Here is an 18,402-nt window from a genome sequence, read left to right as displayed (position 1 = left end):
GGGCCATTATCCAGACAACGGACCCGGTCAAAAGCTGGCAAACCCCCGGGCTTGCCCGGTAGTTTGCGGTTTCACTGCGTGGACTGGGATGCGGGGGCGTCGCTGCGCCCCCCTCCGCTCAGCCGCCGCCACAGCCGCCCGATCTTCAGCCCCAGGTCATCCACCCCCGTGAACACCGCCGGGATGACCAGCAGGCTCAAGAAGGTGGAGGTGATGAGCCCGCCAATCACCGCCACCGCCATGGGCGAGCGGAAGCTGCCATCGGCCGCGCCCAGCCCCAGGGCAATGGGCATCATGCCTGCGCCCATGGCCAGCGTGGTCATGATGATGGGGCGTGCGCGCTTGTGGCAGGCGTCCATCAGCGCTTCAAAGCGTGTCATGCCGTGCTCGCGCCGCGCCAGGATGGCGTATTCCACCAGCAAGATGGAGTTCTTGGTGGCAATGCCCATGAGCATGATCAGCCCGATGAGCGAGGGCATCGAGAAGCTCTTTTGCGCAATCAGCAGGCCCACAAACGCCCCACCCAGCGACAGCGGCAGCGCCACCAGGATGGTGGCCGGGTGCAGGAAGTCCTTGAACAGCAGCACCAGCACGATGTAGATGCACAGCACGCCCGTGAGCATGGCCAGGCCAAAGCTGGCGAACAGCTCTTCCATCATCTCGGCGTCGCCAATGGTGATCTGGCGCACGCCGGGCGGCAGGTGGGTGATGGAGGGCAGCGCGGCCACGGCCTGCGTCACATCGCCCAGCGGCTGGCCTGACAGCTCGATCTCGAAGTTGACGTTGCGGGCTCGGTCATAGCGGTCCACCACCGCCGGGCCACCGCTGAACTCCAGCGTGGCCACTTGTCCCAATAGCACCGGGCCTTTGGCGCCGGGCACGGGCAGGCGCTCCAGCACGGCCAAGTCTTTGCGCGCATCGTCTTGCAGCTTGACGACGATGGGCACCTGGCGCGAGGCCAGGTTGAGCTTGGGCAGGGCCGTGTCGTAGTCGCCCACGGTGGCAATGCGCAGCGTCTCGGCAATGGCGCTGCTGGTCACGCCCAGGTCGGCGGCGCGGGCAAAGTCGGGGCGCACGGCGATTTCCGAGCGCACCAGGCTGGCCGTGGACGAGATGCTGCCCAGGCCAGGAATGGTGCGCAGGTCTTTCTCCACCGCCAGCGCGGCGGTTTGCAGCGCCTGCGGGTCGTCGCCCGTGAGCACCAGCACGTACTTCTCGCCCGAGCCGCCCAGGCCCACCTTGGTGCGAACCCCGGGCAGGCTCTCTAGCGCTGTGCGGATGTCCGCCTCAATGCCCTGCTTGCGCGGGCGATCACCGCGCGCATCCAGCGTGATGGTCAGCGTGGCCTTGCGGGTTTCGGCGTTGCCGCCGCCCGCAAATGGGTCCGAGCCCGCCGTGCCGCCGCCGATGGTGGTGTACACGCTCTTGACGTGGGCCACCCCGGCCACGCGCTCTCGGGCGTCTTCGGCCACGGCGCGCGTCTGGGCCAGCGTGGCGCCGGGGGGCAGCTCCAGGTACACCTGGGTTTGCGAGTTGTCGTCCGGTGGGATGAAGCCCGTGGGCAGCAGCGGGATGAGCGCGAGCGACCCGGCAAAGAAGGCAATTGTGGCGACAAAGGTGATCCAGCGGTGCTGGATGCACCACGCCGCCCAGCGCAGGTACACGCCCATCCAGCGCGGGTCGCGGTGCTCGCCCACGATGGGCTTGAGGATGTACGCCGCCATCATGGGCGTGAGCACCCGCGCCACCACCAGGCTGGCAAACACGGCGAGCGACGCCGTCCAGCCAAACTGCTTGAAGAACTTGCCCGCAATGCCGCTCATGAACGCGGTGGGCAAAAACACCGCAATCAGCGTGAAGGTGGTGGCCACCACGGCCAGGCCAATTTCGTCGGCGGCTTCCATCGCGGCCTGGTAGGGCGTCTTGCCCATGCGCAGGTGGCGCACGATGTTCTCGACCTCCACGATGGCGTCGTCCACCAAAATGCCCACCACCAGCGACAGCGCCAGCAGCGAGATCACGTTGATCGAAAAGCCCAGCCACTGCATGCCGATGAACGCCGGGATGACCGACAGCGGCAGCGCCACGGCCGAGACAAAGGTGGCGCGCCAGTCGCGCAGGAACAGCCACACCACCACCACGGCCAGCAGCGCGCCTTCGTACAGCAGGTGCATCGATCCGTCGTATTCCTCCTGCACCGGGTCCACAAAGTTGAAGGCCTCGGTGATCTCCAGATCGGGGTGCACGGCCCGCAGCTCGGCCAGTGCCACCTGCACAGCGGCGCCCACTTCCACTTCGCTGGCGCCCTTGCTGCGCGAGACCTCAAACCCCACCACCGGCTTGCCGTTGAGCAGCGCCATGGCGCGGGGCTCGGCAATGGTGTCGGTCACGGTGGCAAGCTGGTCCAGCTGCACACGGCGGCCGTCAGACAGCGCCAGGGTCAGGCCTGCCAGCTCTTGCGCCGTCTGCACCGTGGCCAGTGTGCGCACGGGTTGCTCGCTGCCGCCCAGGTCGGTGCGCCCGCCGGCGCTTTCGGTCTGCACCAGGCGCAGTTGGCGCGATACATCGGCCGCCGTGGCGCCCAGCGCCTGCAGCTTGATGGGGTCGAGTGCCACCTGCACCTGCCGATCCACCCCGCCCACGCGGGTGACGGCGCCCACACCGCGCACGGTGAGCAGCTTCTTGGCCACGTCGTTGTCCACAAACCACGACAGCGCTTCGTCGTCCATGCGCGGCGAGGCCACGGTGAACGCCAGCACCGGCTGCGCGGCCAGGTCCATCTTGGTGACGATGGGGTCACGCACATCGCCGGGCAGGTCGCCGCGGATGCGGGCCACGGCAGATCTCACGTCATCCAGCGCCTCCTGCGTGGGCTTTTCCAGGCGGAACTCGGCGGTGATGGTGGCGCCGCCGTCCTGCACCTTGGTGTAGATGTGCTTGAGGCCCTGCAGCGTGGCGATGCTGTTTTCGACCTTGCGGGCGACATCGTTTTCCAGCTGCGTGGGCGAGGCGCCGGGCAGGCTCACCGTCACCGAGATGGTGGGCAAGTCCATGTCCGGAAAGTTCTGCACCTTCATGGCGTTGAACGCGATCAGGCCGCCGAAGGTCAGCAGCACAAACAGCATCAGCGCCGGTATCGGATTCTTGATCGACCAGGTAGAGACATTCATGCAAATGCTCCTTATTTGCTAGCTGCCTGCGCTTGTGGAGCGGGCGATGGAGCCTGTTTTGGCTTGGAATCTGCCGTGTCGTTGGCCACGCGCACCACATCGCCATCGTTCAAAAAGCCCGCGCCCCGCACGGCCACAGTGGCATTGGCGTCCAGCCCGGTGGTGATTTCCACCCGGTCGGCCACACGGCGGCCGGGCTGCACCTTGCGCTGCTGCGCACGCTGCTGGCCGTCCACCACAAACACGTAGAAGAAGCCGTCGCGCACCACCACGGCCTCTTGCGGCACGGTGAGGGCGCTGCCCTCGCCCAGCGCAAAGTCGCCGCGCGCAAACATCCCGGCGCGGATGTCGGGGTTGGCGGGCAAATCCACGTAGACCAGGGCGTTGCGTGTTTGCGTGTCCACGGTGGGGGCCACCATGCGCACCGTGCCCTCCACCGCCGCGCCGCTGGCAGCCGTGACCTGCACCTTGGCGCCCGTGCGGATGCGCGCCAGCTCGGCCTGCGTGACCTCGGCGCGCCACTCCAGCCGGCCCTTGCGCACCATGCGGAACAGCTCAGTGCCTGACGCCAGCACCGCACCCACGGTGGCGGTGCGGGCGGAGATCACGCCGCTGTCGGGCGCCAGCACCTGTGTGAACTTCAGCCGCAGCTGCTGTGCGTTGAGCTGCGCGCGGGCCGCTTCCACACGCGCCTTGGCGGTCTGCTCGGCGGTGGTGTATTGCTGGATTTGCTGCTGGCTCAAGGCGCCCGAGGCTTGCAGGCCCCGCGCGCGCTCGGCGTTGGCGGCGGCTTCAGCGGCATTGGCTTCGGCTTCGAGCACGCTGGCGCGGGCCTGGGCCACATCGGCCTGCACCGTGTCGGCCGCAAAGGTGGCCAGCACCTGCCCGGCCTTGACCACATCGCCCACGTTCACGTTCACCGCCGTCAGGCGCAGGCCGTTGCTTTCGGCACCCACACTGGCTTCTTGCCACGCGGCCACGTTGCCGTTGGCCGACAGGCGCTGGGTCACGCTGGTGCGCTGGGGCTGGGCGGTGGTCACCGTGAGGGCGGGGCGGGGTTGGGCGGCGGCAGGCTTGTCGGCCGCGCGCGAGGCGTCGGTGTGCAGCAGGGCCGCGCCGCCGGTCAGCACGCACAGGGCCGTCAGGGCCAGGGCGACGGGAGAGAGTTTGAATGCGGGCATGGAGATCGTCCGTTTCTTCAAAAGAGGGGTGAAGCGCTGGGGCTTTGGTGCTCAGAGCGCCGTAGCGGCTGGGGTTGCCTGGGCTGTGGGGTGGGCGGCATCAAAGCCGCCCCCCGCCGCGCGGTACAGCGCCACCCAGGCCGATTGGCGCTCGTGTTGCAGGGCCACCAGCGTGGTCTGGGAGGCCAGCAGCGTGCGGCGGGCGTCTTCCAGTTCGACCTGGCTGGCCAGGCCGCCGCGCCAGCGGGCCTCGGTCGCGTCGAACGAGGTGCGGTAGCCCTGCACGGCCGCACGGGCGCTGTCGGCACGCTCGGCCGTGCTTTGCAGGCGCACCAGGGCTTGCTCTACCTCGCTCACGGCCTGGCGCACGCGGCCCTGGTACACCGCCACGGCCTCGTCGTAGCGGGCGCGGGCGGCGTCCACCTGGGCCGCGCGGCGGCCACCGTCGAGCAGCGGCAGGCTCAGCGCCAGCGGCCCGAACGACCAGGTGCTCAGGTCGGTGGTGGTGCCCGCCGCACGGCTCCAGGCGGTTCCCACGGTGCCCGTCAGTGACAGGCGCGGCCAGCGCTGGGCCTGGGCGCTGCCCACCTCGGCACTGGCGGCGGCCACTTCGCGCTCGGCGTTGTACACATCGGGCCGCTGCGACAGCACCTGCACGGGCAGTGCGGCGATGGTGAAGCGGGCTTCGTCAAAACCGGGCACGGGGGCGGTGGTGACCTGGTTGCGCAGCGCGGTCTCGGGCTCGCCGGTCAGCGCCACCAGGGTCTTGAAGTCCACATCGCACTGCATGCGCTGCTGGGCAGCGCGGGCAGTGGCCTCGGCCGCGCTGGCGCTGGCCAGGGCGGCGGTGGCGGGCGCGGTAAAGCCTGCGCGCTGGCTGTCTTGGGTCAGGCGCGCGGTGGCGGCGCGCGACTGGGCGTCGCGCTCGGCCACGTCCAGCTGCTGCAGGCAGGTGCGCAGGCTGCTCACCTGCAGCGCCGCCTCGGCGGCCACGCTCACGCGGGCCTCGTGCCACAGGGCCTGGGCTCCGGCCAGGCGTTCGGTGGCCGCATCGCGTGTGGCCTGGTTGGCGCCGAACAGGTCGATCTCCCACCCCGCTTGCAACCCGGCCTGGGCGCTGGTGGCGGGCGTGGTCACCGGGGCCGTCACGCCCCGGCTGGCGCTGGCCTGCGCATCCAGCGTGGGCAGCAGGGCGGCGCGGGCGGTGGTCTGTGTGGCGCGGGCTTGTTCGACCCGGCTGCGCGCCTGCGCGAGGCTGGGGCTGATGCGCTGGGCCGATGTGATCAGCGCCACCAGCACCGGGTCGTGGGTGCGGGCCCACCAGTCAGTGAGGTGCTGCAACTGCCCGTCGTGCGGCAGCGGGGCCTGCCAGGCGGTGGGCGTGGCGGGTGCCACGGCCTGTGGCGGGCGCGTGGTGGTGCAGGCTGTCAGGGGCGCGGCCAGTGTCACGACCATGGGCAGTACCAGCCACAGCCGATGGCCTGCGCGGCGGGTTGCGGAATGCGTCACAGGGAGTCTCCTTCAGGGGTAGAGGCACGGCGGGTGGAGGAAGTCGCAGCCATCGCCGCGTTGCGCCGCCGCTGGGCCTCGCCCGCCACCAGGTGGTGGGCCATGTCGATGAGTCGGTGGGTGGTGGCGGTCAGGCCCTCGGGGCTGTCGGCCAGGCTGGGGCAGACCTGCTGGATCAGGTCGCGGTGGGCGTAGTACTGCATGGGCAGCGCCCCAATAGACAGCGCCAGTCGGTGCACGTCCTCGTCGGGCTCGGCCGCGCCCACGGCGGTGCACAGCACCTGCACCATCGCGGCGTGCATGGGCTTGATCTCGCATTCCAGCTCTTGCTCCCACAGCCCGGTGGGGTCGAGCATTTCGCGAAAGTGCAGCCGCATGCTCAGCTCGATGCGGCTGCCCTGGTGCAGGGGCTGCATGAAGCCGGTGATGAACTGCTCCAGAAACAAGTCCAGCGATTGGCCATCGGGCCCAGCGCTGGCCTGCAGCGGCCCGCCAAAGGACTCGCTGTAGGCCGCGGTGTACAGCCCCTTCTTGTCGCCAAAGTAGTAGCTGATCAGTGCCGTGTTGACCGAAGCCGCTTCGGCAATCTGGCGGATGGGGGTCTTGGCAAAGCCTTGCTCTGCAAACAGGCGCAGTGCGGCATCCAGCAGGCGGGCTCGGGAATCTGCTGCGTCAGGGGGCGAGGGAGGGGTAGCAACCATGGTGCGCGATTACACCATGTATTAATCAATCGATTAATTAACTTTTTGTTTCGGAACGTTGCGCAAGTGTTTCATGGGCGATGGCAGCGTGGCGCCAAGGTTGCGCTTCGTCCCAGGACTGGATCACAGAACGCTCCTGGCGTCATCGCTCCTTCTTGTCGTTCTGGCGCTGGTACTCAAGGCCACCCCAGTCGTCCGCGCTGAGTCTGCCGAAACGCGGGGCAAGGCTTTGAAAGGTTTTACCCGAGCGTTTTTTGGGGGGCTGTGGTTTGGGGCGGTGGGAGCACCTTTTCGCATGGATGCATCCCGGAGCGCACTCGCAACGCCTTGTGGTGGGCGCGGACGATTACCTTGTATTTTGAGTTTTTGACGATCAAAATACAAGGATGATTGGCCGCAAGCTCAGACCTCTGTTAGAAGAACGCCTCGCCTTCTATCCCGGCATCGTCCTGCTGGGGCCGCGCCAGGTCGGCAAGACCACGCTGGCCAGGGCGATGGCCGCACAGCACCCTGATGCACTTTTTCTGGACCTGGAGCGCCCTGCCGATCGGGCGCAACTGGCTGAGCCGGAACTCTTTTTGGCACAGCACCGCGACAAGTTGGTGGTGATGGACGAGGTGCAGATGTTGCCTGACTTGTTCACCCACCTGCGCCCGGAGATGGATGCGCACCGCAAGCCTGGGCGCTTTTTGCTGCTGGGCTCGGCCAGTGGGGTGCTGCTGCGGCAGCGATCAGAGTCGCTGGCAGGGCGCGTGGGCTACCTGGAGCTCACGCCGCTGCTGGCCAGCGAGGTGGCGGCTACCAACGACCTGGACGAGCTGCAGCAGTTGTGGCACCGGGGCGGTTTTCCGCTGGCGCACCTGGCGCCCAGTGATCGGCTGGCCTATGCATGGAGGCAGGATTTCATTCAGGCCTTTTTGCAGCGCGACCTGCCGCAGATGGGCGTGAGTGTGGCGGCCGATGCGTTGCACCGCTTCTGGCGCATGCTGGCGCACCTGCAAGGGCAGCTTTTCAATGCGTCGCAGCTGGGGCAATCGCTGGGTGGCGCATCGCACACTACGGCGGCACGCTACCTTGACCTGCTGGTGGACACGATGCTGGTGCGCAGGTTGGAGCCGCATTTGCCCAATGTGGGCAAGCGGCTGGTCAAGTCACCCAAGACCTATATCCGCGATAGCGGCCTGCTCCACGCGCTGCTCAACATCGCCAGCCTGTCGGACTTGCAAGGCCACCCCATTGTCGGAGCGTCGTGGGAGGGGTTTGTGGTGGAGCAGGTGGCTGCGCACCTGCCCGAGGGGGCGCAGCTGGGCTTCTATCGCACGGCGGCGGGGGCAGAGATGGACATCGTGGTGCAAGTGGGGCAACGCTGCCTTTGCATCGAAGTGAAGTTCTCGTCTGCACCCACGGTGACCAAGGGCTTTTGGCATGCGCGCGATGATTTGCAGCCCACGCGCACGGTGGTGGTGGCACCGGTAGCACGGCGCTATCCGCTCAAGGATGGTGTGGATGTGGTGCCAGTGAGCGCCATTGCAGAGTTGCTGGGTGAATTGGGCTGAGCATTTACGGTGCAACACCCATCTCCCCGTTGCGGGTGCCCTCCACCCGCACAGCCATTTGGGTGATGAATGTGGTGTGCTATAAAAAGCGTAGCTGCTTGCGCTTGTAAATAGGGCGCTAGGGGTGACTTCTTGTAAAAAGGTGCTGCACTGGCGTGCGCCTTTGAACAGGTTCTTTGCGCCATCGGACTTCAGTGCGCAGCCCCAAACACCGCCTGCCACAGCGCCAGCACCGCATCGCGCTCGGCCTGCAGCGCGGGGGGCGCCACTTGCGTAGGGGCTTCGTCCAGTCGTGCCCGGTGTTGCACGCGGCGCAGTTCGCGGTAGGCGTTGGCAGCGGCGTGGCCTACGCCTGCGGGCAGCAGGCCCACTTGCTCGGCGCGCTCGAGCAGGGCGATGTTGCCCAGGTTGGCGCGCAGCTCAGGGTGCGCGCAGGACTGCGACAGCACCAGGTACTGCACGGCAAACTCGGCGTCGACCATGCCGCCGGGGCTGTGTTTGACCTCGAACATGCCACCCGGCACCGGGTGGGCTGAGCGCACGCGTTCGCGCATGGTGACGATCTCGCCTTGGAGTGCGCTGGCGTCGCGCTCCGAGGTGATGACGGCCTCGCGCACGGCGTCAAAACGCGCTTGCAGTGCGGCGCTGCCCAGCACAAAGCGGGCGCGCGTCATGGCCTGGTGTTCCCAGGTCCAGGCGGTGTTGCTGCCGCGCTGCTGCTGGTACTTGGCATAGGCTTCAAAGCTGGTCACCAGCAGGCCCGAGTTGCCGTTGGGCCGCAGCGCGGTGTCGATCTCGTACAGGTCGCCCTCACCCGTCTTCACCGTGAGCCAGTTGATGAGCTTGCGCACAAAGGCGGCATACACCTCGGGGGCGCGCTCGTCGTCGTCGTCAAACACGAAGACGATGTCCAGGTCGCTGCCGTAGCCCAGCTCTTTGCCGCCCAGCTTGCCGTAGCCGATGATGCCAAACTGGGGCTCGTCGCGGTGGCGGTTCTTCAGGCGGCTCCAGCACCACTGGGTGGTGATGCGCAGCATGCTGTCGGCCAGGGCGCTCAGGTCGTCGGCCACCTGCTCTACCGTGATACGCCCGCCCACGTCGCGCGCCAGGGTGCGGAAGGTTTCGGCGTGCTGGGCGCGGCGCAGCAGGTTCAGCAGGGTTTCGTCGTCGTCTTCGCCGGTGGATTGCAGCGACTTGAGCCGCTGCGCCAGCTCGCGCTCAAAGTCGGCCACCACAAAGCGCTCGGCCATCAGCGCGTCGCCTACCAGCTCGTCGATCACGCCGGGGTGCTGCAGCAGGTAGCGGGCGGGCCACTTGGCGGCGCCCAGCAGGGCCAGCAGTTGTTCGTGCACGGGCGGGCGTTCCAGCAGCAGCGCCAGGTAGCTTTCGCGGCGCATCAGGGGTTCGAGCCAGTTGGTCAGGCGCGAGGCGGCTTCCAGGGTGCAGCGGCCCTCGTTCAGCCACTGGGCCGTGCGCTGCACGATGCGGAACAGCCGGGCACGCGCCTCGTCGCGCAGATTGCTCACGCGCGGGTTGTTGCGCCACTCGGCCACGCGTTCGCGAAAGCCTGCGGGCAGTTGCTCCAGCAGGCTTTCCAGCTCGGGGGGCGGGGGGGCAGATGCCTTGGGGCCGCCGCAGCTGCCGCCGCTGCATTGCTTTTTCTCATTGCCACCCAGCAGGGTGTCGAATTCTTGCGCCACCAGTTCGCGGTGGGCGTCCAGCTCGTGCAAGAAGGCGCAGCAGTCGCGGTAGCCCATGGTGCTGGCAATCCAGGCCAGGTCGTCGTCGCGCGTGGGCAGCACGTGGGTTTGCTGGTCGTCCAGGTACTGGATGCGGTGCTCCACCTTGCGCAAGAACACATAGGCGCGGGCCATGGCGTCGGCCGTTTCCTGGGGCATCAGCCCGGATTGGGCCAGGCGCTGCAGCGCGTCCAGCGTGGGGCGGCGGCGCAACTCGGGGAACTGCCCGCCGCGCACCACCTGCAGCAGTTGCACGGTGAACTCGATCTCGCGGATGCCGCCGCGCGAGAGCTTGACGTCGTTGGCCCGCTCGGGGTGGCCCGCGCTGCGCTTGGCTGCGTGGTCGCGGATCTGGCGGTGCAGCGAGCGCAGGGCGTCGAACACGCTGTAGTCCAGGTATCGGCGGAACACAAAGGGCAGCACCACATTGCGCAGCGCCTGCACTTCGGTGCTGCCAATGCAGTCGGTGGGCGCCACCACGCGGCTCTTGAGCCAGGCAAAGCGTTCCCACTCGCGGCCTTGCACCTGCAAATACTCTTCCAGCGCGGCCAGCGAGATGGCGGCCGGGCCCGAGTTGCCGTTGGGCCGCAGTGCCAGGTCCACGCGAAAGACAAAGCCGTGCTCGGTGGTGTCGCCCACCAGGCTGTAGATGGCCTTGACGGCGCGGGCAAAGTACTCGTGGTTGGAGATACGGCCCCGGCCGCCCTCGATGCCAGCGGTGTCTCCGTCGTGCTCGTACACGTAAATCAGGTCAATGTCGCTCGACACGTTCAGCTCGCGCGCGCCCAGCTTGCCCATGCCAATGATCCACAGCTGCACCGGCTGGCCTTGCGGGCCCTGCGGGGCGCCGTGGCGGCTGTCCAGCTCTTCGCGGGCGTGGCGGCAGGCGTGGTCCAGGGCCAGCTCGGCCAGCTCGGTCACGGCGCGGGTCACCTCGGCCAGCGTGGCGCGCTGCTCGCAGTCCAGGCGAATCAGCCGCTCCATCACCAGCTGGCGCACCATGCGCAGGGCACTGGCCATGTCGGTGCCGCGTGCGCGCAAGGCCGCCAGGGTTTGCTCCACCAGCGCCCGGGTGGGCGCGCCGGGGGGCAGCAGGGGCAGGTCTTGCTCGTAGCGGCGGTGCAGCCTCTGGAAGAAGCGCGAATGCTCGGCCAGCCCTTCGCTGGGTGCGATGGTGTTGCAGGGGGAGGATTCGGAGGGAAGGTTCTGCATGGCGGGCACGGCAATCGAGAGAGATGGCGATGGAATCTATTTCTATTGGATACAAAGCGCCGGGCCATCCGGGGCGCCGGGGCATTTACCCCTTTGCGGCCAAGGGGGTTGGGGCTTGCCGCCCCGCGCGCTGGCCGCAATGCCCTGCCTTGTGGGGCGCCAAGAAGGCCTGCACCCCGCAGGGCTGGGCGTCACAGTCCACAACACCCCGATAAAAGCCGCTGGCGCCAGGAACCGGGGCGCTGGGGGCGGGTCATAATTCCGCCCACTTTCCACCGAAACATGACCGAACCGACCCCTCGCCCTTCCCGTTTGCTCAAGATCGTGGCCGGGTTTGCGCGGTGGTCGTTGGGGTTGCTGGTGGCCTTCTGGCTGTTGCTGGCCGTGGCCTGGGGTGCCCTTCATGGCTGGATTGTGCCGCGAATCGGTGAGTTTCGCCCCCAGATCGAGGCGCGTGCCTCGCAGGCATTGGGTGTGGCGGTTCGCATTGGCGACATATCGGCCCGCTCGGAAGGGCTGATCCCTTCGATTGAACTGATGGACGTGGCCCTGCTCGACGGAGAAGGCCGCGCCGCCTTGCGCTTGCCCCGGGTGGTGGTGTCGCTGTCGCCCCGGTCGTTGTTGCACTGGGGGTTTGAGCAGCTGTACATCGCCTCGCCCGACCTGGACATTCGCCGCGCGCCCGATGGCCGTATCTTTGTGGCCGGGTTGCCCGTGGCGCAAGGCACGGGCGACAGCAATGCGGCCACCGACTGGCTGTTCTCGCAGGGCGAGGTGGTGATCCGCGAAGGCACTTTGCGCTGGAACGATGAGCTGCGCGGCGCCCCTGAGCTGGCGTTGAGCAACGTGGACCTGGTACTGCGCAACGGCAACTGGCGCCACAGCCTGCGCATTGACGCCACGCCCCCCGAGGCCTGGGGCGACCGGTTTACGCTGGTAGGCCTGTTCCGTGCGCCGCTCTTGCGGGTGCGCGACAGCAACTGGCAGCACTGGAACGGGCAGCTGTTTGCCAACTTCTCGCGGGTTGATGTCTCCCGCCTGCGCCACCATGCCGATGTGGGCGTGGAGGTGGCGCGGGGCCATGGGGCCCTGCGGGCTTGGGCCGACATTCAGCGCGGCCAGATTGTGGGCGGCACGGCCGACCTGGCGCTGGCCGATGTGCATGCCACCCTGGGCCCCGATTTGCAGGCGCTGGAGTTGCCCTCCATCGAGGGGCGCCTGGGCGGGCGCCGCCTGCAGGGCGGTTTTGAATTTTCGACCCAGGCGTTGCAGTTTGTGGCCGACGATGGGTTGCACTGGCCCGGTGGCAACCTCAAGCTGCAGTACACCGATGCTTCGGGCAAAGCCCCAGCGCAAGGTGATTTTCGGGCCGATAAGCTGGACCTGGCTGCGCTGGCCCAGATTGCCAGCCGCCTGCCACTGGGCGCCACGGCGCACGAGGCCATCGCCACCTACGCGCCCAAGGGCATGGTGCAAGAAGTGCAGGCCAACTGGAAGGGCCCGCTCGATGCGCTGCAGCAGTACCAGGTGCGCGGCAAGGTGCAGGGCCTGACGCTGGCGGGCGCCGCCCCCACTGAAGCCACCCGCACGCCCGGCCTGCGCGGCGCCGATGTGGACTTTGACCTGACCCAGACGGGCGGCAAGGCGACGCTTTCCATCGCCTCGGGGGCCTTGGTGCTGCCCCGGGTGTTTGAAGACCCGGTGGTGCCTTTGGATGAGTTCACCGCCAATGTGCGCTGGCAACTGGAGGGTCAGCGCATTGCCGTGCAGGCCAACGACATCCGCTTTGCCAACGTCGATGCCCAGGGCCAGGCCCGCATGTCCTGGCACACCAGCGACCCGGCCCGTGTGGCGCATGCCTCGCGCTTTCCCGGGGTGCTGGATTTGTCGGGCGTGCTGAGCCGTGCCGACGGCACGCGGGTGCACCGCTACCTGCCGCTGAGCATCCCGGCAGACTCTCGCCACTACGTGGAGCAGGCCGTGGTGGCCGGTGTGGCCAGCCATGTGGACTTCAAGGTCAAGGGCGATTTGCACGACATGCCCTTCAACGACCCCAAGCTGGGCGACTTCCGCATTGCCGCCAAGGTCAAGGACGTGACCTATGCCTACGTGCCGCCCAGCCTGTTGCCGAACGACACCCTGCGCTGGCCCGCCCTCACGCAATTGGCGGGTGAGCTGATTTTTGAGCGCTCGTCCATGCAGGTGCGGGGCGCCTCAGGCACCTTCATGGGCTTGCCGCAGACACGCCTGATCAAGGTGGAAGCGCAGATTCCCAATCTGGCCCACACGGTGGTGGGCGTCAATGCCCAGGCGCGTGGCCCGCTGCCCGAAATGCTGGGATTGATGGTGACGTCGCCCCTGGCACGCATGACGGGCAACGCCCTGGCGCAGGCCAGCGGCACCGGCAATGCCGACCTGCAGCTGCGCCTGAGCTTGCCCATCAATGACATCGCGCAGTCCAAAGTACAGGGCAGCGTGACGTTGTCGGGCAACGAGGTGCGCATTACTCCCGACACCCCCGCCATGGGCCGTGCCCGTGGCGTGGTGCAGTTCTCTGAAACCGGTTTTGCCCTCAGCGGCATGCAGGCGCGCGCGCTGGGCGGCGATGTGCGGCTGGAGGGCGGCATGCGCGCACTGCCTCCCGGTGCCCCACCGACCGAAGCGGCCATTCAGCTGCGCGCGCAGGGTGTGGCCACGGCCCAGGGACTGCAGCAAACGCCCTCGCTGGGGTTTGTGGCGCAACTGGCGCGCAACGCCACCGGCAGCGCGCCCTACAGCCTGGCGCTGTCGTTTCGCCGTGGGGTGCCAGAGCTGCAGGTCAACACCACCTTGCAAGGCATGGCCCTGGACTTGCCTGCGCCCTTGGGCAAAACAGCCGAGGCCCTGCAGCCGCTGCGTTACGAGCAAATGGTGGCGCGCGAGTCGTTGGTCAGCACCCCGGCGGGCGCGCCCTTGCCCCCACTGCGCGACCAGATCACGCTGGACCTGGGTGCGGTGGGCTCGGCCACCTACCTGCGCGATGTGAGCGGCGCCCAGCCCCGGGTGCTGCGCGGCGCGATTGGCGTGGGCCTGTTGGGCGGCGAATCGGCGCCGCAACCGAGCGAAGGGGTGGGCGCCAACATCCGACTGGGCAAGGTGGACGTGGACGCGTGGGAGCGCTTGTTCACCCAGTCCACTGGGGTGGCCGGGGCCGCCCGGCCTGGGCCCGTGCCCGTCATGGGCCCAGGGCCTGCGGCCAACCCCGCCATGGACTACCTGCCCAATGTGCTGGCCCTGCGCGCCAGCGAGCTGACGGCCGAGGGCCGCACCCTGCACAACCTGGTGGCTGGTGGCCTGCGCGAGGGCAACCTGTGGCGCGCCAACCTCGACGCGGCCGAGCTCAATGGCTACCTGGAGTTTCGCCAGCCCACCTCGGGTGACATGGGCAGTGGCCGCCTGTTTGCCCGCCTGTCGCGCCTGAACATGCCGCAAAGCGAGGCCACCCAGGTGGAGGCGCTGCTGGACGAGCAGCCCGGTGCGCTGCCCGCTGTGGACGTGGTGGTGGACGACTTTGAACTGCGTGGGCGCAAGCTGGGGCGCATCGAGATCGAGGCGCAAAACCGCATTGGCGACGCTGCCCAGCGCGAGTGGCGCCTGAACAAGTTCAACATCAGCACCCCCGAGGCCAGCCTGACGGCCAGCGGCAATTGGGCGGTGCTCAACCAGGCCAGGGCCGCTACAGCGGGTGCGGCCCCCCGCGCGCCAGACCGCCGCACGGTGCTCAATTTCAAGCTGGACATCCGCGACTCGGGCGACCTGCTGGGGCGCTTTGGCATGGTCAACGTGATCAAGCGTGGCAAGGGCCGCATGGAGGGGCAGGTGGGCTGGATTGGCGCGCCTATCAGCCCCGACTACCGCACCATGGCCGGGCAGGTCAACCTCAACATCGAGGCCGGGCAGTTTCTGAAGGCCGACCCGGGCCTGGCCAAGCTGCTCAGTGTACTCAGCCTGCAGTCGCTGCCGCGCCGCCTCACGCTCGACTTCCGCGATGTGTTCAGCGAAGGCTTTGCCTTTGACTTTGTGCGTGGTGACATGCACATTGAGCAAGGCGTGGCCTCGACCAACAACCTGCAGATGAAGGGCGTGAACGCCGCCGTGCTGATGGAAGGCAGTGCCGACATCGACAAGGAAACGCAGGACCTGCGCGTGGTGGTGGTGCCTGAGATCAACGCCATGACGGCATCGCTGGTGGCCACGGCCATCAACCCCGTGATTGGGCTGGGCAGCTTCTTGGCGCAGGTGTTTTTGCGCGGCCCGCTGATCGAGGCGGCCACGCAGGAGTTTCGTGTGGATGGCGCCTGGAGCGACCCGCGTGTGGTGCGTGTGCCCCGCCGTGGCCGCGAAGGGGTGGGCAGCACCGGCCACAGCACGCCCGCCCCGCAAGTGGCATCGCCTGAGCCGACCCACACCGGAGACCCGTCATGATGAAAGTCGCAGCCATCCAGATGGTGTCTTGCCCCCGCCCGCAGGACAACCTGGCCACCGCCCGCCGCCTGCTGGAACAGGCCGCGCAGGCGGGTGCCGAGCTGGCGGTGCTGCCCGAGTACTTTTGCATCATGGGCCTGCGCGACACCGATAAGCTGGCCCACCAGGAGGTGCCGGGCCAAGGCCCGATCCAGGACTTTTTGGCGCGCACCGCGCGCGAGCTGGGGCTGTGGATTGTGGGTGGCACCCTGCCCCTGCGCACCACCGACCCCGAGCGCGTGCGCAACACCACCCTGGTGTTTGCGCCCGACGGTGCGTGCGTGGCGCGCTACGACAAGATCCACCTCTTCTGGTTTGACAACGGGCGTGAGCAGTTCCACGAGGGCCGGGTGATCGAGCCTGGCGATAACGCCCCTGTGCAGTTTGACTTGCCCGCCCGCGACGGCCACCGCTGGCGCGTGGGCCTGTCGGTGTGCTACGACTTGCGCTTTCCGGAGCTGTTCCGCGCCCATGCCAGCGCCGGGGCCGATCTGCTATTGGTGCCCAGTGCCTTCACCCACGTCACGGGCCAGGCCCATTGGGAGGTGCTGCTGCGCGCCCGTGCCATCGAAAACCTGGCCTACGTGGTGGCGCCCGCCCAGGGCGGTGTGCACGAGAACGGCCGCCACACCTGGGGCCAAAGCCTGGTGGCTGACCCCTGGGGCCAGGTGCTGGCGCAGCAAGCCCAAGGTTCTGGCGTGGTGCTGGCCGACCTGGACCCCGCCCGGCTGCACAGCGTGCGCCAGCAGCTGCCCGCCCTGGCGCACCGCATCCTGTGAAAACCATCCCCCGCGCCATTTGGCGGCGCTGGCGCAGCGCTTGGCGCCGCTGGTCGCTGTGGACGGCGCTCATTGCCCTGGTGGTGTCGATGCTGGTCACCATGGTGTGGCTGGCGGGCCGCTACGAGGCCAGCCAGGTGCAGTCGCACCTGGAGCGCGACACGGCCGATGCGGTGTCGGACATCCGCGCCGCACTCACCCGCAACCTGCAAAGCCTGCAAGCCCTGAACTCTGGTGACCCGGGCCTGCTGGCCTGGGAGGTGGAGGCCTCAGACCTGCTGCGCAACCAGCGTGAACTGGTGCGCCTGGAGTGGCGCGACAGCGCCATGCGCCTGCGCACCCATGTGCAAAGCCCCTACCGTGCCGTGCTGTGGGACCGGGGGCTGCGTGAGCACAACAACTCTGAGGCCAGCCAGGCTTGCAGCACGGCGCGCCGCTTGAGCAGCCCCGCCTACTCGGGCAGTTACTACCAGCCGCATGTCGATGGGCTGGGCTCGGAGCTGATGGAGCTGTGCTTGCCGCTGAGCACGGGTGGGCGTGCCTCGGGCTACTTGATCGCCACCTATGCGCTGCAGTCGGTGCTGGCCGACATGGTGGGCGCCAGCCTCACGCGCAGCCAGGAGGCCTCTTTCACCGAGCCCGACGGCACCCGCCTGGCCGTGCTGGGCGCTGCGCGCCGGGGCTCTCGCATGTTCACCGCGCAGCAACTGCTGGACTTGCCCGGCACCACGCTGGTGTTGCGCATGGACACCTGGCACACCGCGCCCAGTGTGTTCCCCAACGTGCTCACGGCGCTGGTCACGGCCATGTCCATTGCGCTGGTTACGGTGATGTGGGTGCTGGTGCGTGACAACCGCCGCCGCCTGCGCGCCGAGCGCGACCTGGGCGATGCGTTGGCGTTTCGCAAGGCCATGGAAGACTCGCTGGTGACGGGGCTGCGTGCGCGCGACCTGCAGGGGCGCATCACCTACGTGAACCCCGCGTTTTGCGAGATGGTGGGCTTTACGGCGCAAGAGTTGATGGGCCACAGCACCTCTGCCCCCGCCTCCGCCTTGTATTGGCCGCCCGAGCGGGTGGAGGAGTACCGCCAACGCCAGGCCATCCGCTTTGCGGGCAACACGCCGCCGCGCGAAGGGTTTGAATCCGAGTTCATGCGCAAGGACGGCACCCGGTTTCCGGTGCTCATCATCGAGGCTCCACTCATCAACGCGCAGGGCCTGCACACCGGCTGGATGAGCGCGTTTTTGGACATCAGCGAGCAGCGGCGCGTGGAGGAGCTCTCGCGCGCCTCGCAAGAGCGCCTGCAGGCCACCGCCCGCCTGGCCACGGTGGGCGAGATGGCGTCGCTGCTCAGCCACGAGCTGAACCAGCCCCTGGCCGCCATCTCCAGCTACGCCACGGGCTCGCTCAACCTGCTGGAGCCTGCGTCGGCCGACGATCCACAGCCCAGCGCTGACAGCTTGCAGGATGTGCGCATGGCCATGCGCCAGATCGCCCGCCAGGCCGAGCGCGCGGGCCGCGTCATCAAGAGCGTGCACGACTTTGTGCGCCGCCGCGACCAGGCCCGCGAGGCCGTGCCTGCTCAGCAGCTGGTGGATGCCATCTTGCCGCTGGTGAACCTGCAGGCCCGCAAGCTGGGTGTGCGTGTGTACACCCTGGTCGAGCCGGGCCTGCCAGCGGCCTTTTGCGACCGCACCATGGTGGAGCAGGTGCTGCTCAACCTGGCCCGCAATGCCATGCAGGCCATGGACGACCCGGCCATCCACACCCGCGTGCTGGACATTCGCGTCAAGCGCGCGGCATCGAACATGCACAGCGGCTGGCTGGAGTTTTCGGTGACCGATGGCGGCAGCGGTATCCCGAAAGAGGTGGGCGAAAAGCTGTTCACCCCTTTCTTCACCACCCGCGCCGAGGGCATGGGCCTGGGCCTGAGCCTGTGCCGCACAGTGGTCGAGCAACACGGGGGATACCTTGGCTTTGCCCCCCATGAGCCGCGTGGTACGGTATTCACTTTCACCCTGCCCGCTTACCAACCTTCCAAAACCTGACCCT

9 protein-coding genes are annotated in these 18,402 nt (G+C 68.0%); 4 read left to right on the top strand and 5 right to left on the bottom strand.

Translation table 11 applies throughout. From position 1 onward, the window contains the following. Positions 1-71: 71 nt before the first annotated feature. The 4 genes from C8C98_RS07195 to C8C98_RS07180 are packed head-to-tail and all read right to left on the bottom strand — an operon-like array spanning position 72 to position 6,561. Positions 72-3,170 (bottom strand): efflux RND transporter permease subunit, encoded by a 3,099-nt coding sequence (locus C8C98_RS07195; RefSeq protein ID WP_121453699.1) that lies wholly within the window; start codon positions 3,168-3,170, stop codon positions 72-74. A gap of 11 nt (positions 3,171-3,181) precedes the next feature. Beyond that, positions 3,182-4,351 (bottom strand): efflux RND transporter periplasmic adaptor subunit, encoded by a 1,170-nt coding sequence (locus tag C8C98_RS07190; protein ID WP_121453698.1) that lies wholly within the window; start codon positions 4,349-4,351, stop codon positions 3,182-3,184. A 51-nt stretch (positions 4,352-4,402) separates the two neighbouring features. Next, positions 4,403-5,806: an efflux transporter outer membrane subunit gene (locus C8C98_RS07185; protein WP_121456104.1), complete on the bottom strand. Its 1,404-nt coding sequence runs from the start codon at positions 5,804-5,806 to the stop codon at positions 4,403-4,405. A 50-nt stretch (positions 5,807-5,856) separates the two neighbouring features. Next, positions 5,857-6,561: a CerR family C-terminal domain-containing protein gene (locus C8C98_RS07180; protein WP_121453697.1), complete on the bottom strand. Its 705-nt coding sequence runs from the start codon at positions 6,559-6,561 to the stop codon at positions 5,857-5,859. 386 nt (positions 6,562-6,947) lie between these two features. On the opposite strand from C8C98_RS07180, the gene C8C98_RS07175 reads away from it, so the two are divergent. Further along, positions 6,948-8,117, top strand: coding sequence for an ATP-binding protein (locus tag C8C98_RS07175; RefSeq protein WP_121453696.1), 1,170 nt, complete (start codon positions 6,948-6,950; stop codon positions 8,115-8,117). Positions 8,118-8,308: 191 nt separating this feature from the next. On the opposite strand, the gene glnE is transcribed toward C8C98_RS07175, so the two are convergent. Beyond that, positions 8,309-11,068, bottom strand: coding sequence for a bifunctional [glutamate--ammonia ligase]-adenylyl-L-tyrosine phosphorylase/[glutamate--ammonia-ligase] adenylyltransferase (glnE, locus tag C8C98_RS07170; protein WP_121453695.1), 2,760 nt, complete (start codon positions 11,066-11,068; stop codon positions 8,309-8,311). Positions 11,069-11,350: 282 nt separating this feature from the next. On the opposite strand from glnE, the gene C8C98_RS07165 reads away from it, so the two are divergent. The 3 genes from C8C98_RS07165 to C8C98_RS07155 are packed head-to-tail and all read left to right on the top strand — an operon-like array spanning position 11,351 to position 18,398. After that, on the top strand, positions 11,351-15,532 hold the full coding sequence (locus C8C98_RS07165; protein ID WP_121453694.1) for a YhdP family protein: 4,182 nt from the start codon (positions 11,351-11,353) through the stop codon (positions 15,530-15,532). Continuing rightward, the gene (locus C8C98_RS07160; RefSeq protein ID WP_121453693.1) at positions 15,532-16,350 is read left to right on the top strand and encodes a carbon-nitrogen hydrolase family protein; all 819 of its coding nucleotides are present in this window, start codon (positions 15,532-15,534) and stop codon (positions 16,348-16,350) included. Before C8C98_RS07165 ends, C8C98_RS07160 begins: the two co-directional genes overlap by 1 nt. Continuing rightward, entirely contained in the window at positions 16,347-18,398 is a 2,052-nt protein-coding gene (locus tag C8C98_RS07155) for a nitrogen regulation protein NR(II) (protein WP_233574479.1), read from the top strand. The genes C8C98_RS07160 and C8C98_RS07155 overlap by 4 nt, the downstream gene beginning before the upstream one ends. Positions 18,399-18,402 lie beyond the last annotated feature (4 nt).

The sequence above is a fragment of the Acidovorax sp. 106 genome, assembly GCF_003663825.1.
Lineage (GTDB): Bacteria > Pseudomonadota > Gammaproteobacteria > Burkholderiales > Burkholderiaceae_C > Acidovorax.
This window is presented reverse-complemented; position numbering and strand designations above follow the sequence as displayed.